The sequence below is a fragment of the Fictibacillus barbaricus genome, assembly GCF_031457135.1.
GTDB lineage: Bacteria > Bacillota > Bacilli > Bacillales > Fictibacillaceae > Fictibacillus > Fictibacillus barbaricus_A.
The window spans coordinates 38,439-54,323 of record NZ_JAVDWA010000002.1 but is presented as its reverse complement, the minus strand read 5'-3'; the positions used below and the strand labels follow the sequence as shown (position 1 = coordinate 54,323).

Genomic DNA, 15,885 nt, shown 5'->3' with positions numbered 1-15,885 from the left:
ATAGGAACAATATACCATTTCCTAATCTCCTGTACAACTTTACTTCACCGATTTAGGCAACAACCTTTTTTCATCCATTAAACTGGATACTGTGCCGATACTATAACCTTTTTCCTTTATTCCTTTAATGATTTCTTCAAGTCCAGCAGCAGAAGATTTTGTAGGATGCATTAAAACCATTGCCCCTGGATGTACTTTGCTTAATACTTTCTGAGTCATTACCTTTGGATCAGGATTACGCCAATCAACTGTGTCAACAGACCATAGGATCGTTTTCATACCTAATTCATTTGCGATCTGTACAACATCATTCCGATAGCTTCCGCTTGGGGGGGCAAACCATTTTGGCGTTAAATCCAGCGTAGCATTGATCACTTCGTTTGTTTGCTTGAGTTCTTCAGTAATTCTGGCATTTGTCATCTTTTTTAAATCAGGATGTGAGTACGCATGATTTCCGATTTCATGCCCTTCTTCCCTAATCATTTTGGCAAGGGATGGATTTTTTTTCACCCAAGAACCATCTAAGAAAAAAGTAGATTTTACATTATATTTTTTCATCGTCTGCAGCATGCCGGGTAAATATTCATTCCCCCAAGCAACATTGACAAGCAATGTAACCATCGGTTTTTCTGGATTACCCCTATAAATAGGCGAAGCCGGTAAATTATCTAAATGAACGGTTGGCTCAATTTGTTTCACTACTAATTTCTTTTCATCAAATTCATTCTCTTTCTTCATTGCTTTGAAGGATTCATCCATATCTACAACAAGTCCATTATAACCGGGAGTGGCTTTCCAAACAGGATCGATCTGCGCATTCTGCGGTGGTCTATTGTATTCTTTTGCTTTTTGTTTGATCTGATTGTAAATCGAATTAGATTCCATTTTTGAAACGGCTGTCGTTTGAGCTTTAATACTCTCAATATACGTACTCGTAAATGGATTATGCACTGTCAATCCTACAGCGGTAAGCATTAATACGATAATTGACCAGTTAAGAATTGATTTTTTCACGATCTTCCCCTCCCTGTATCAGCGTATGTACGTTTAGGACAGGTTAGAACGCTAGAAAGGACATGTTGCTTATATTAAATGATGTGATGGGTGAAAGAGTTATGTAGAATTTTGTCTGTTTTTGTAAGTTCGGGGATATTTGAAAAATACTCGTTGGATTATCGTTAAAATTCGTTGGATGATCCATTATTAGCTAAAGAAGCTTAGTTGGTATAACGCAAAAAAGACCCAAAAGGAGTAATGATTGTACCTTTTTGGGTCGATTCTATTTAATTTATTTTATTAAGCTTTTTGTTGTTCTTCATTTTTTGCTTTTTCTTCTTTTAAGACAACTTTACGTGATAAGTTTACACGTCCTTGGTTATCGATCTCCATAACTTTTACAAGGATTTCATCACCAAGCTTCAAAATATCTTCCACTTTGCCTACACGCTCTTCAGCAAGCTCAGAAATGTGTACTAAGCCATCTTTTCCGCTGAACAATTCAACAAAAGCACCAAATTTCTCAATACGTTTTACTTTACCCATGTAGTATTCTCCTACTTGGACTTCTCTAACGATATCTTCGATGATCTTTTTAGCCTTATTGTTCATCGGCTCATCCGTCGATGCGATAAAGATTGTACCATCTTGCTCGATATCGATCTTTACGCCTGTTTCTTCAATAATTTTATTAATGATTTTCCCACTTGGCCCAATTACATCACGGATCTTATCAGGATTAATCTTCATCGTTAAAATCTTCGGCGCATATTTTGAAAGCTGCTGACGTGACTCTGAAAGCGTTGAAAGCATAGACTTTAATATAATCATACGGCCTTCCTTCGCTTGTGTCAGTGCTTCCTGAAGGATCTCACGATTGATACCAGAAATCTTTATGTCCATTTGAAGTGCTGTAATACCGTTTGGTGTACCAGCAACCTTAAAGTCCATATCTCCAAGATGGTCTTCCATTCCTTGAATGTCTGTTAGTACCGTTACATCCTCACCGTCAGAGATAAGACCCATTGCAATACCCGCAACCGGTGCTTTGATCGGAACACCTGCATCCATTAATGCAAGAGTACTTGCACAAATACTTGCTTGGGATGTTGAACCATTAGACTCTAAGACTTCGGAAACGAGTCGAATGGTGTATGGGAATTCTTCTTCATTAGGAATGACTTGTTCTAAAGCACGTTCACCTAATGCCCCGTGACCAATTTCACGGCGTCCTGGTCCGCGCATAAATCCTGTTTCACCTACACTGAACGGAGGGAAATTATATTGGTGCATGAAACGCTTAGATTCTTCTACACCAAGACCATCAAGTACTTGAACATCACCTAGTGCACCTAATGTACAAATGCTTAAGGCTTGAGTTTGTCCACGAGTGAATAAACCGGAACCGTGAGTTCTTGCTAAAATACCGACTGTTGAAGAAAGTTTACGAATTTCGTCTGTCTTTCTTCCATCTGGACGAATTTTTTCTTTCAAGATTAAGCGTCTAACTTCTTCCTTGATCAGTTTATGTAGAATCTCTTTTGCTTCACTTGCTTTTTCTTCATCTTCTTCATAGCGTGATTTTAAGTTTTCGCCTACAGCATCAAGAGCTTCTTGACGGGCATGTTTTTCGATGACTTTAACTGCTTCTTTTACATCGTCACCAACAAAATCACGTACTTCTTGCTCTAGATCTTTATCAAGTTCATGCAGAACAATTTCCATTTTTTCTTTACCGATTTCTGCAACAATCTCTTCTTGGAATGCGATTAACTTCTTGATTTCCTCATGTCCGAACATGATTGCTTCAAGCATTGCTTCCTCAGAAACTTCTTCTGCACCGGCTTCTACCATGTTGATTGCATGTTTCGTACCAGCAACAATTAGATGAATGTCACTGTTTTCATTTTGTTCAACAGTTGGATTGATAACAAATTCACCGTTAATACGGCCAACAGTTACCCCTGCGATTGGTCCTTCAAATGGAATATCTGAAATGGACAATGAAAGAGATGATCCGATCATTGCAGCCATTTCTGAAGAACAGTTTTGATCAACACTCATTACCGTGCTAACCACTTGTACTTCATTACGGAAACCATCTGCAAATAAAGGACGAATCGGTCTGTCGATCAAACGGCTTGCTAGAACAGCCTTTTCACTCGGACGACCTTCACGTTTAATAAATCCGCCCGGGATTTTACCAACCGCATATAATCTTTCTTCATAATTTACTGTTAACGGAAAGAAACTTAAATTTTTTGGCTGTTTAGAAGCTACAGCAGTTGATAATACCGCTGTATCACCATATCTAACCATAACTGCACCATTTGCTTGTTTTGCCAGTTCTCCAATTTCGAACGTAAGCGTTCTACCCGCCCAGTCCATAGTAAAAGTTCGTTTTTGTTGATCCATTTTACTTGGTACTCCTCTCAACACTTAGAAAAATCCTGTTTTATTATGGTTCTATTATATCCTAACGTAGTCCTTCCTAAAAAGAAAAACTACAAAGAATTTACTAACTTATGCTGATTTCGCATTTTTTGCAAGGAAACAAACCAATAAAAAAAGCGGGATTAACTCCCGCTTTTGTTGGATTAACGACGTAATCCTAGTCTTCCGATCAATTCGCGGTAACGCGTGATGTCTTTGTTACGTAGGTACGTTAACAGGTTACGACGCTTACCAACCATTTTCAATAGACCACGACGTGAGTGATGATCTTTTTTGTGTGTACGTAAGTGACCATTCAACTCATTGATTTGTTCAGTAAGGATAGCGATTTGAACTTCTGGAGATCCAGTGTCCGTATCATGTACCTTATACTCACTAATAAGCTCATTTTTGCGCTCTTGAGAGATTGCCATCCTTTTCACCTCCTTAGTTTTAGAAACACCTATTACCGAGCAAACGTCGGTGACTCGATTTGCCAAGCAATGGTTATCTGCACATTAAAAATGTACAAGTATTAGCATAGACCTTTTTATCGTCTATTGCAAGTTTTTTTAATCAATTGATTGGATAATTTCTAGGGTTTTACGTTTATCATCTTCGAGCTGATTAATTAATTCATCGATGGAACTAAATTTCACTTCATCTCTTATTCTTTTTAGCCAGCTGATCCTTACCGTCTTCCCGTAGATTTCGTTGTTAAAGCCGAAAATGTGAACTTCTAAAGAAGGTTTAGGCTGATTATCTTTAAAGGTTGGTTTAAACCCGACATTTGCCATCGCGTAATACTTCTTTTGATCTACATATGCTTCAACTGCGTAAACACCTACTTTTGGAAGTGTATAATCATCCGTTTGCAGATTCGCAGTAGGAAATCCGATTGTCCGGCCTCTTTTATCTCCATGGATAACGGTACCATTTAATGAATATTTTCTGCCTAAAAAAGCGACTATGCTCTCAACAGATCCTTCTTTTAAGCATTGGCGAATCAGTGTCGAACTGATTTTCTTTCCTTCTTTTTCAATTTTTTCAATAATCGTTTGACCGAATCTTCCATTTGCTTCTTCCGTGAGCGTCTGGACGTTTCCTTTTCCGTATTTGCCATATGAAAAATCAAATCCGGTTACAACATGTTTTACATTTAATCCGACGATGTATTGATCAACAAAATCCTGTGTAGAAAGCGAAGCGAAATCAAGATCAAATTTAACAATAAAGAATTTTTTTACACCAAGGCCTTTTAAAATTTTTTTCTTTTCATCAAGTGGTGTAAGGTATGTCCAGCTTTCATCCGCTTTTCCTAATACTACTGAAGGGTGTGGATGAAAACTCATGACTGCGGGATAAGCGTTATTTTTTTCCGCAAGTTCGACTGCAGTTTCAATTACACGCTGATGCCCCATATGAATACCATCAAAATAACCAAGGGCCAAAATTAGCGGAGCTAAAGATTCTTGATGATATTGATGTGGATGATTAATGACGATTGTTTCCAAAAACTCACCTACTAACCTGTTACATTATTCAATGGCTAACACTTTTTCTGGTTTGATCAAACCAGGTTTCGAAGGATGAAACTGATAGATGGCTAGACATTTTCCTTCTTCATTATAAACACCAAATGGACTTTGTTCCAATTCTTTTGGCTTTTCTAAAACAGAACCATTTCTAACTTGAGCTTCAACCTCTTCATTCACTTGCCATTTTGGAAAATGGGAGATTCCTGTCTCAAGAGGGAATAAAAATTCATCCAATGGAACTTCTGCTTTCTCAAGCTGCTCGAAAGTAACACATTCACTAAGCTTAAAAGGCCCAGATGATGTTCTGATCAATGATGACATGTGTGCCGGATAGCCTAGCTTTTCCCCAATCATAACAGCAAGCGTTCGCACATAGGTGCCCTTTGAACATTTTACTCGAAAGGAGAACACAGGTTTTTCTCTACTTAATTCCTTTTCATCATTTAGTAATTCCAGTTCAAAAATGGTTACTTTACGGCTTGGCCGATCAACGGTAATACCTTTTCTCGCATACTCGTACAGTTTCTTTCCATTAACTTTCACTGCAGAATACATCGGGGGAACTTGTTCGATCTCACCTGTTAGCGATTGGAGTATTTCTTTAATTTTTTGAAAGCTGATGTTCGAATTAACTTCTTTTTCTTCCACTTTCTCACCGTGTGCATCCTCAGTCTCTGTAGAGAAACCAAGTGTCACTTCACCGATGTACTCTTTTCCGTAATCGGACATATATTCCGCAATTTTCGTTGCTCGTCCAATGCATATTGGCAAAACACCCGTTACTTCTGGATCCAGTGTTCCGGTATGTCCTACTTTTTTTGTAGAAAAGATTCGTCTGATTTTAGCTACACAATCATGCGATGTCATTCCGGCAGGTTTTTTTAATGCTAAAATTCCTTGCCTTGCTGTCATAGGTATTTCTCCTTTTTCAATGGCTCTTTTCTAAAAGATTGTTGCTTCAGGGGCATTTTTTTAACTGCCTCAAATGAAAAAATGGATTAGAGTGTAAGGTACTAGCATCCTGAAACGAAAATCAACTGCTTTCAAAACAACAATCGCGAAAAAAGCCTTTTCTTTACTTATACTTGCCGCATAGGTCCTAACAAGCAAAAAGGATAGACAATTAATTTAATTGCCTATCCATATCTGCTTTATGAATTCGGATAATCTTCGTTTTCTTCGCTGTCATTATCCTCATTATCCTTTTGTTTAATATCAGATAATAAACCTTCGATTTTGCTTCCGTAGCTTAATGATTCATCAAACTTAAAGAATATGTCTGGTGTTTTACGCATACGAATTCGTTTACCGATTTCAGTTCTTATAAAGCCAGTGGCTTTTGCAAGACTTCGCAATGTTTGTTCTTTTTGGTCATTATCACCAAATACAGAAACATAAACAGTTGCTTGCTGAAGATCACCAGTAACATCGACAGCCGTAACTGTCACAAAACCAACGCGGGGGTCTTTGATTTTCCGGCCTATAATATCACTAAGCTCTTTTTTCATCTGTTCCCCGATACGATTGGAACGGATTTTGCTCATATTTAATACACCCCGTTTCTTTCAGAGGCAATTCACAGCCATTCTACATGGGAACTCGTTACTTCTAGCTCTGTAATAGATGTAATGATTGCAAGTGCCTTTTGCAATTCTTTTTCTGCTATTATTTTGTCCGAAGAAACGGTTACCATACTTATTTCGGCTCGCTGCCATAAATCCTGAAAGTCCGTTTCAGAAACAGATAAATTTAGGCGCTGCCGAAGTCTGTTAACCGCTTTTTGAACAACTGAACGCTTATCTTTTAACGACTGTGCATCATATATGAATACCTCAACCGTTAATAGCCCGATCATTTTACTTTAATTTCTTCCATGATGTAGGCTTCAATAATATCGCCTTCTTTAATATCATTAAACTTCTCAAGCGTGATTCCGCACTCGTAACCCGCGGAAACTTCTTTCGCATCATCTTTAAATCTCTTCAGTGCATCGATCTTGCCTTCGTAACTTACAATACCATCACGGATTAAACGCACAGTAGAATCACGTGTGATCTTTCCTTCCGTTACATAACAGCCAGCGATTGTTCCCACTTTAGAAACTTTAAAGATTGTTCTTACTTCAACTTGACCGATAACTTTTTCCTGGTATTCAGGATCAAGCATGCCCTTCATTGCTGATTCAATCTCTTCAATAACGTTATATATAATTCTATGAAGTCGTACATCTACTTTTTCTGCATCAGCCGTACGTTTTGCACCATTATCTGGACGCACATTAAATCCGATAACGATGGCATTTGAAGCAGAAGCAAGCATAATGTCATACTCGTTGATCGCACCTACACCAGAGTGGATGATCTTTACTTTCACGCCTGCAACATCAATTTTCTGAAGTGATCCAGCAAGTGCTTCAACAGAACCTTGAACGTCACCTTTAATGATTACATTAATCTCTTTAATATCGCCTTCTTTAATTTGATTAAAGAGATCGTCAAGGTTTAGTTTAGAGGATTCTTTACGCTGTGCATCTTGTTGTTTCTTAGAACGTGATTCTCCAACTTGGCGTGCTTTCTTCTCGTCTGCAAACACCATAAACTGATCACCAGCTTGAGGTACATCATTTAAACCTGTGATCTCTACAGGAGTTGAAGGTCCAACAGATTTTACTCGGCGCCCTAAATCGTTCACCATCGCACGTACGCGTCCAAATGTATGACCTACTACAATCGGATCACCAACTTTTAAAGTTCCAGACTGAACTAGAAGGGTTGCTACAGAACCTCTGCCTTTATCAAGCTGTGCTTCAATAACTGTCCCGATTGCTGTACGGTTAGGGTTGGCTTTTAATTCTTCCACTTCTGAAACAAGATTGATCATTTCAAGAAGGTCGTCGATTCCGTCACCTTTAATCGCAGATACGTTAACGAAAATCGTATCTCCGCCCCAAGCTTCAGACACTAGTCCATGTTCTGTTAGTTCTTGCATAACCCGATCAGGGTTTGCTGCTTCTTTATCCATTTTGTTAACGGCAACGATGATTGGCACTTCTGCAGCTTTAGCATGGTTGATCGCTTCAACTGTTTGAGGCATAACTCCATCATCAGCGGCTACTACAAGAATTGTAATATCAGTTACTTGAGCACCACGAGCACGCATAGTTGTAAATGCAGCATGGCCGGGTGTATCCAAGAACGTTATCACTTTTCCATTATTCGTAATTTGGTAAGCACCAATATGCTGAGTGATTCCGCCAGCTTCGCCTGCCGTTACTTTTGTGTTGCGGATCGCATCTAGTAATGTTGTTTTACCATGGTCAACGTGCCCCATGATTGTTACAACAGGAGGACGAACTTGCATATCTTTTTCATCGTCAACTACTTCATAATTTTCGAATTCAGTTTCATCGATGATAATTTCTTCTTCCACTTCTACATCATAATCTGCAGCGATTAACTCAATCGCTTCTTTATCTAGTTCTTGGTTGATTGTTGCCATAATACCAAGTCCCATTAATTTTTTAATGATCTCAGAAGTTTCTTTGTTTAATTTCTTAGCTAATTCACCAACTTGAAGTGATTCAGAGAAAGTGATTTTGCTAGGTGTTTCAAGAACTTTCTTTTGAGGAGCCGGCTGTCCGCTGCCTCCGCCTCTATTTGGTTTATTTCTGTTATTGTTGTTATTTCTGTTATTATTGTTGTTATTTCTGTTGTTGCCTTGATTTCTGTTGTTGTTATTGCTGCTGTTTTTAGAGCTGTTGTTTTTAGATGCATTTTGGCTGTTTGTATTACTTGGCTTTGCCCCTTTTTGGGGACCCTTTGGCTGTGTAGTATTACTTGTATTTGTCTCTTTTTTAATTTTCATATTATTCTCTTTTTGAACTTCCTTTTTAGTAGATTTGGTGTCTAAACCAGTGTTAGTTGTCTTCTTATCTGTTCTAGGAGGTTGGTTTTGATTCATAGGTTTTGCTGATTGTTCTTTTGAAGCCTTTGGTTTATATGCTTCATCCAGCTTTTTCAATGCAGCCTGATCAATCATTGACATATGATTCGCTACATGGACATCCATTGTTTTAAGCTTTTCAATTATGTCTTTACTTTGAACATTTTTTTGTTTCGCATATTCGTATACGCGTATTTTACTCATATGTTCACCCCCGTGTTAGTGATCAAGAAGTTCTTTTAGACGCTTTGAAAATCCTTGATCATTTACAGCAACGACAACTCGCTGCTCTTTTCCGATCGCTTTGCCTAAAACAGAGCGATCATCTATCCAAACGATATCGATGTTATAAAAAAGACATTTATCCGTAACTTTTTTCTTTGTATTGTCTGAAGCATCCTTTGATAACAAAACGATTTTAGCGTTTTGTTTTTGAATGCTCTTCACCACCAGCTCTTCACCGGAAATTACTTTTCCTGCCCGTGCTGCCAATCCAAGAAGATTTTCCCATTTAGACGTTTTCAAGATGTTTTACTTCCTTTTTGAAGCTGCTCAAAAACTTCTGCTGGAATCTTAGTTTTTAAGTGTGATTCAAGAACTTTTTTCTTTTGGGCAGACTCAATACACGAAGCCTCATGACAAAGATAGGCACCGCGTCCGGATTTTTTTCCGGATAGATCGACTGCGACCTCCCCTTCAGGTGTACGAACGATACGTGTCAGTTCTTTTTTCGCCTTCATTTCTTGACAGGCTACACATTTTCTCATTGGAATTTTGCGGGTTTTCATAGTCTCAACCTCGCCTTCTCTTACTCTTCATCCTCTAGAGAAGAATCCATTAAAGCATCGTTCTGGGCATTAGATGGGTCATAGACTCCTGACTCAATTGCTTCAGACTCACTTTTAATATCAATCTTCCAACCCGTTAGCTTCGCTGCAAGACGGGCATTTTGGCCACGTTTACCAATCGCCAGTGAAAGCTGGTAATCGGGAACAATGACCGTTGTCATTTTATCTTCTTCGTTCACTTGAACTTCCAGTACTTTAGCAGGGCTTAAAGAATTAGCAACATAAACGACTGGATCTTCACTCCAGCGTACGATGTCGATCTTTTCGCCATTCAATTCATTGACGATTGTTTGTACACGCGCACCTTTTTGGCCGACACATGATCCAACAGGATCTACTTCAGGGTCTGCTGCAAATACAGCTAGCTTTGATCTGTCCCCAGCTTCACGAGCTATAGACTTAATCTCTACAGTTCCGTCATAAATTTCCGGAACCTCAAGCTCAAACAATCGCTTTAAAAGACCAGGATGAGTACGGGATACAAGAATCTGCGGCCCTTTTGTCGTTTTTTCAACTTTCGTGATGTATACTTTAATACGGTCGTTTGTTGTGTGTGTTTCTCCAGGCATTTGTTCTGCAGCAGGCAGCAATGCTTCAACACGTCCAAGACTTACGTAAATATAACGATGGTCTTGACGCTGAACGATACCTGTAATAATATCTTCTTCGCGGTCAATAAATTCTGAAAAGATTATACCTCTCTCAGCTTCACGAACGCGCTGTGTTACAACTTGTTTAGCAGTTTGAGCTGCAATGCGCCCAAAATCTTTAGGTGTTACTTCTTCTTCTACAATATCGTCAAGTTCGTATCCAGGATTAATAGCTTGTGCTTCTGCAACTGAAACCTCTTGGCGATCGTCCAGCACTTCTTCAACAACTGTCTTCCTGGAAAAAACACGAATGCTTCCCGTATCACGGTTAAAATCTACACGTACATTTTGCGCTTGATGAAAGTTTCGCTTATAAGCTGAAATCAAAGCCGCTTCAATCGCTTCAATGATAACATCTTTACTAATCCCTTTTTCTTTTTCTAATAATGTAAGTGCATCCAACAGCTCGGTACTCATTTTTATACTCCCCTCTTCTTAAAAAACAACCGCAAGACGGGCATTTGCCACTTTTGGATAAGGCAATTCTACCTTTTTAACTTGCGTTTTTACTTTAATTTCCATAAACAGCGTTTCTCCGTCAAAATCTTTTAAGATTCCCTCATAGACCTTTTCACCGTTTATTGGCTCGTATAACTTAATATTCACGTTCTTGCCAATCGCATTTTTCAAATCTTCAGGCTTTTTGAGCGGTCTTTCCACACCTGGAGAAGAAACCTCTAAAAAGTAGGGCTGTTCAATCGGATCCAGTTCATCTAACTTTTCACTCAACTGTTCACTTACCGTTCCGCATTCTTCTATATCAATTCCACCCGGGGAATCAATAAAAACACGCAGGAACCAGTTTTTACCCTCTTTAATAAATTCTACATCAACTAGTTCTAATCCTAGTTTATCAACGATGGGAGTTACAAGCTCGGTTGTGAGCTCCGTAATCTTTTGACTCATAGCTGCCCTCCTTTTACTGAATGACCTTTAAACGTAACGAAAGAGCGGGGAATCCCCACTCTTTCGCCGACAATTATTCATCCAACAGTATTTCCAAAAATACTATACCATAACCAATAAAATACTGCAACTTTATGCCTGTATAGAGAAACGTCTAAAAGAGCGATAATTGGTTGGCATCCGGGAGTCCTTCCAGACATCCTTGATCATCTAAATATTCAATAATCGTTTTTGATAATTTAGCGCGCTGCTGTAAATCTTCTTTCGAAAGAAACTCTCCATCTTCTCTTGCTTTAACGATATTAAGGGCCGCATTTGTACCTAGACCTGCTATTGAATTAAATGGAGGTATAAGTGTGTCGCCTTCTACAAGAAATTCTGATGCACTTGAGCGGTAAAGATCAATTTTTTGGAATGAAAGACCTCTTTCACACATCTCTAAACCGAGTTCGAGTACGGTCTGCAAATTCTTTTCCTTCGTAGAAGCATCCAAACCCTTAGCAGAAATTTCTTCAATCTTAGTACGGATCGCTTTAGAACCTCGGATCATTGCTTCAATGTCAAAATCATCTGCTCGTACAGTGAAATAGGCTGCATAGAAAAAGATGGGATAATGGACCTTAAAGTAAGCAATTCGCACAGCCATTAACACATATGCAGCTGCATGGGCTTTTGGGAACATGTATTTAATCTTCAAACAAGATCCAATATACCAGTCAGGCACATCATTATTCTTCATCTCTTCGATCCATTCATCAGGAAGTCCCTTTCCTTTACGTACGCTTTCCATAATTTTGAACGCAAGTGAAGGATCTAGGCCTTTATAGATCAGATAAACCATGATGTCATCACGGCAGCCGATAACATCTTTTAGCACACACGTTCCATTTGCAATGAGTTCATTGGCATTATTAAGCCATACATCTGTACCATGCGAAAGACCTGATATCTGTACGAGTTCAGAAAAAGTACTCGGCTTCGTTTCTTCTAGCATCTGTCTAACAAACTTTGTACCGAATTCTGGTATGCCAAGAGTTCCGGTTTTACATAAAATCTGTTCTTCTGTAACACCTAAAACTTCAGGTCCTGAAAATATCTTCATAACTTCAGTGTCTGATGCTGGTATTGTCTTCGGATCGATACCGCTCAAATCTTGAAGCATACGAATAACAGTCGGATCATCATGGCCTAAAATATCGAGCTTAAGCAAATTATCGTGAATGGAATGGAAATCAAAATGTGTTGTTTTCCATTCTGATGAACTGTCATCTGCAGGATATTGAACAGGACAAAAATCGTAAATATCCATATAGTCCGGTACTACAATAATTCCGCCCGGATGCTGGCCTGTTGTCCTTTTCACACCCGTACAGCCTGATACTAAGCGGTCAACTTCAGCCGAACGAATCGTCAAGTTATGGTCGCTTGCATATCCTTTAACATATCCGTAAGCTGTTTTTTCGGCAACAGTTCCAATCGTTCCTGCCCGGTATACATACTCTTCTCCAAAGAGTTCTTTCGTATAATTATGCGCTCTAGGCTGGTATTCCCCAGAGAAGTTCAAGTCAATATCCGGTACTTTATCCCCTTTAAATCCAAGGAACGTTTCAAAAGGAATGTCCTGCCCATCCTTTTTATATAAAACACCGCATGCCGGACATTCTTTATCAGGCAAGTCAAAGCCGGAACCAACTGAACCATCGTTAAAGAAATGGGATTCCTTACAGCTTGGACACACATAGTGCGGAGGAAGAGGATTTACTTCCGTTATTTCGGTCATCGTTGCTACAAAGGATGAACCTACTGATCCACGTGAACCAACCAAGTAGCCGTCGATTAATGATTTTTTTACGAGTTTATGTGAGATCAAATAGATAACTGCAAATCCGTGCCCTATTATACTTGTTAATTCTTTTTCAAGTCTCTTTTCTACGAGTTCGGGCAGATCTTCTCCATAGATGCTTCTAGCCATGTTATAACTCATAGAGCGGATTTCCTCGTCTGCCCCTTCAATTTTTGGCGTATAGAGGTCATCTGGTATCGGCTTAATATCTGCTATGGAATCAGCAATCTGATTTGTGTTTTCAATCACTACTTTTTCAGCTGTTTCTTCTCCCAGGAATGCGAACAAATCCAGCATTTCATCAGTCGTTCTAAAATGCACCTCAGGAAGTGTTTGTCTATTGAGCGGATTCGCTCCTCCTTGAGACGAGATTAAAATTTTCCGATAAATCGCATCTTCCGGATTTAAGTAATGAACATTACCTGTAGCAACAACTGGTTTATCTAGTTTTTCACCTAGTTTAACAATATTACCTAAGATCTCTCTTAAGTTCATCTCATCCTGAACAAGTTCCTTTTCAATAAGGTGATAATAATTGCTAGGAGGCTGAATCTCTAAGTAATCATAAAATGAAGCAATCTTTTCTACCTCTTCCATCGGTTTTTGCATCATACCTTCAAAAACCTCACCTTTGTCGCAAGCAGAACCAACGAGTATTCCTTCTCGAAGCTTACTTAAACGCGATCTTGGTATACGAGGAGTTCTGTAAAAATACGAAAGATGGGATTCAGAAACGAGTCTGTAAAGATTTTTCAATCCTGTTTGAGAAGCAGCCAATAAAATACAATGTGAAGGACGGGAACGCTGGAAACCGCCTTGTCCCATGTTATCGTTTAGACGATCATGATAAAATATTTCTTTTTCAAACGTTTCTTTTAAGAGCTTCCATAATAGGTAGGCAGTGGCTTCTGCATCATAAATCGCTCGGTGATGCTGAACCAGCTCAATATCATATCTTTTACATAACGTATTAAGTCTATGATTCTTTAATTGCGGAAGTAAGAATCTAGCTAATTCTAACGTATCTATTACAGGATTCTTTGCTTCTTCAAAACCTATTTTTCTCAAGCCTTCATTTAAAAAGCCCATATCGAAGCTTGCATTATGGGCTACAAGAATATCATCACCCATAAAACGGTGGAAATCGCGGATAACTTCATCAATTTCCGGTGCGTTTTCAACCATATCATCTGTAATACCCGTTAATTCAATCGTAGTTTGAGATAACGATTCATGCGGATTAGCAAATGATTCGAACTTGTCCACTATTTCTCCGCCGCGTATTTTTACTGCTGCAAGTTCAATGATTTTATTATAAACGGCTGACAAGCCTGTCGTTTCAACATCAAAAACAATATAAGTTTCATCCGTTAGTTTTCTTGGTGCTTCATTATAGGCAATCGGTACTCCATCATCTACAAGATTGACCTCGACTCCGTAAAGAATCTTAATATCATTTTTCTTTCCCGCAGAATAAGCTTCTGGGAATGATTGAACACCCGCATGATCGGTGATTGCAATTGCTGGATGCCCCCATTTTTTTGCTTGTGATACTAATGAAGATACAGTTGATGTTGCATCCATCTGACTCATTGGGGTATGGAGGTGAAGTTCTACCCTTTTCTTATTCTCTTCTGTTAAATCTTTTCGTGTCTCAGGCTTAATCTCATTGATATCATTCGCTATCATGACAAGATCTCTTACAAAGGTATCATTTTGAATTCCTCCGCGTACTTTTACCCACATTCCTTTTTGAATCCCTTGGAGAATCGGAATATCTTCTTTATCACGAGAAAAGATTTTAATAAGGAGAGAATCGGTGTAATCTGTTATCTTAAAAGTTAGTAATGTGCGTCCGCTTCGAAGCTCACGAGTTTCAGAATGAAACACATAGCCTTGTATCGTAATTCTTCGTTCTTCATCTTGAATGGTCTGAATCGGAACAGGTTCATCCTTGATCGAATATCCAATCATAATATCAGTTTTTGCTGCAGGTCCATCCGTTCTTTTGGCTGCTTTTTCTTTCTCTACAAGAGCCTCCATCACTTTATGTTGATCTTCTTGCTTTCTTTGTTCGATAAACTTTTGATAATCTTCTTCAGAGTGCTTGATTTCGGTCTTTAGTACAACCGAATGAAAACCGAATTGATTATACATTTCCTTGATAATCGGTCCTAATTTACGGTGGACGAGTGCTTCCTCTGCTTCATTTCTCACAGTTAAAAATAAGAAATTCCCTTCGGTTACCGGCTCCTGACTTGAAAGCAATCCTGCTAAGCTTGGTATGGCTTTCTCACCAATTCTTTCCTTGCATAGCGGCCAGTAAGCAAGTATATCCTCTGAGTGGAATTTCCCATCGGTTTGCAATGAGAAGGAGACTTGCGCAATATGATTGAAAGTTTGAAGCAAACTTGATTGAAACCAGGCGTAAACAACTGCAGAAAGCGGCCGTACCAAACCGATTGAGAAATGCCAGCTGCGGTTCCCTTTATCTATTGTAAGTCTTTCGATTGTGCCATCTAAAAATTCGCTTTTCATATCCTCTGGTATCCCCAGCTGTTCTAAAAGAAGCGAAAGTCTTTCTTTTCTTATTTGAATCTCTCCGCTCATAAGTACCTCCTTTTTCAAGAGAATAAAAACGTTCTTTAAATTAGACTGTTTTCGTATTCATTGTTGCTTTTGGAAGAAGCTGATTTCCGTTCCAGTTGCTCGCTTTCCGCAAGGCTTGC

At 38.9% G+C, this 15,885-nt stretch carries 13 protein-coding genes; all 13 read right to left on the bottom strand.

The annotated features are described in order from the left end of the window. Window positions 1-39 precede the first annotated feature (39 nt). The 13 genes from J2X07_RS05705 to J2X07_RS05645 all read right to left on the bottom strand — a co-directional run bounded on the left by J2X07_RS05705 (window position 40) and on the right by J2X07_RS05645 (window position 15,766). On the bottom strand, window positions 40-1,014 hold the full coding sequence (locus J2X07_RS05705) for a polysaccharide deacetylase family protein (RefSeq protein WP_310257465.1): 975 nt from the start codon (window positions 1,012-1,014) through the stop codon (window positions 40-42). Window positions 1,015-1,296: 282 nt separating this feature from the next. Next, a complete protein-coding gene (pnp, locus tag J2X07_RS05700) occupies window positions 1,297-3,411 on the bottom strand; it encodes a polyribonucleotide nucleotidyltransferase (protein ID WP_310257464.1) in 2,115 nt (704 codons plus the stop codon). A 182-nt stretch (window positions 3,412-3,593) separates the two neighbouring features. Beyond that, window positions 3,594-3,863 (bottom strand): 30S ribosomal protein S15, encoded by a 270-nt coding sequence (gene rpsO, locus J2X07_RS05695; protein WP_310257463.1) that lies wholly within the window; start codon window positions 3,861-3,863, stop codon window positions 3,594-3,596. A 138-nt stretch (window positions 3,864-4,001) separates the two neighbouring features. Next, window positions 4,002-4,943, bottom strand: a complete 942-nt coding sequence (ribF, locus tag J2X07_RS05690) for a riboflavin biosynthesis protein RibF (RefSeq protein ID WP_310257462.1) — start codon at window positions 4,941-4,943, stop codon at window positions 4,002-4,004. A 24-nt stretch (window positions 4,944-4,967) separates the two neighbouring features. After that, window positions 4,968-5,879 (bottom strand): tRNA pseudouridine(55) synthase TruB, encoded by a 912-nt coding sequence (gene truB, locus J2X07_RS05685; RefSeq protein WP_310257461.1) that lies wholly within the window; start codon window positions 5,877-5,879, stop codon window positions 4,968-4,970. A gap of 239 nt (window positions 5,880-6,118) precedes the next feature. Beyond that, window positions 6,119-6,511 carry a 30S ribosome-binding factor RbfA gene (gene rbfA / locus J2X07_RS05680; protein ID WP_310257460.1) on the bottom strand — a complete coding sequence of 131 codons (393 nt, stop codon included), beginning with the start codon at window positions 6,509-6,511 and terminating at the stop codon, window positions 6,119-6,121. Window positions 6,512-6,543: 32 nt separating this feature from the next. After that, a complete protein-coding gene (locus tag J2X07_RS05675) occupies window positions 6,544-6,822 on the bottom strand; it encodes a DUF503 domain-containing protein (RefSeq protein ID WP_310257459.1) in 279 nt (92 codons plus the stop codon). Then, complete coding sequence (gene infB, locus J2X07_RS05670) at window positions 6,819-9,113, bottom strand: translation initiation factor IF-2 (protein WP_310257458.1); 2,295 nt, start codon at window positions 9,111-9,113, stop codon at window positions 6,819-6,821. Before infB ends, J2X07_RS05675 begins: the two co-directional genes overlap by 4 nt. 15 nt (window positions 9,114-9,128) lie before the next feature. After that, complete coding sequence (locus J2X07_RS05665) at window positions 9,129-9,434, bottom strand: YlxQ family RNA-binding protein (protein WP_310257457.1); 306 nt, start codon at window positions 9,432-9,434, stop codon at window positions 9,129-9,131. Then, window positions 9,431-9,697: an RNase P modulator RnpM gene (gene rnpM, locus J2X07_RS05660; protein WP_310257456.1), complete on the bottom strand. Its 267-nt coding sequence runs from the start codon at window positions 9,695-9,697 to the stop codon at window positions 9,431-9,433. Before rnpM ends, J2X07_RS05665 begins: the two co-directional genes overlap by 4 nt. A 20-nt stretch (window positions 9,698-9,717) precedes the next feature. Further along, window positions 9,718-10,824 carry a transcription termination factor NusA gene (nusA, locus tag J2X07_RS05655; protein WP_310257455.1) on the bottom strand — a complete coding sequence of 369 codons (1,107 nt, stop codon included), beginning with the start codon at window positions 10,822-10,824 and terminating at the stop codon, window positions 9,718-9,720. A gap of 18 nt (window positions 10,825-10,842) precedes the next feature. Continuing rightward, window positions 10,843-11,313: a ribosome maturation factor RimP gene (gene rimP / locus J2X07_RS05650; protein WP_310257454.1), complete on the bottom strand. Its 471-nt coding sequence runs from the start codon at window positions 11,311-11,313 to the stop codon at window positions 10,843-10,845. A gap of 154 nt (window positions 11,314-11,467) precedes the next feature. After that, window positions 11,468-15,766: a PolC-type DNA polymerase III gene (locus J2X07_RS05645; RefSeq protein WP_310257453.1), complete on the bottom strand. Its 4,299-nt coding sequence runs from the start codon at window positions 15,764-15,766 to the stop codon at window positions 11,468-11,470. Window positions 15,767-15,885: the final 119 nt, after the last annotated feature.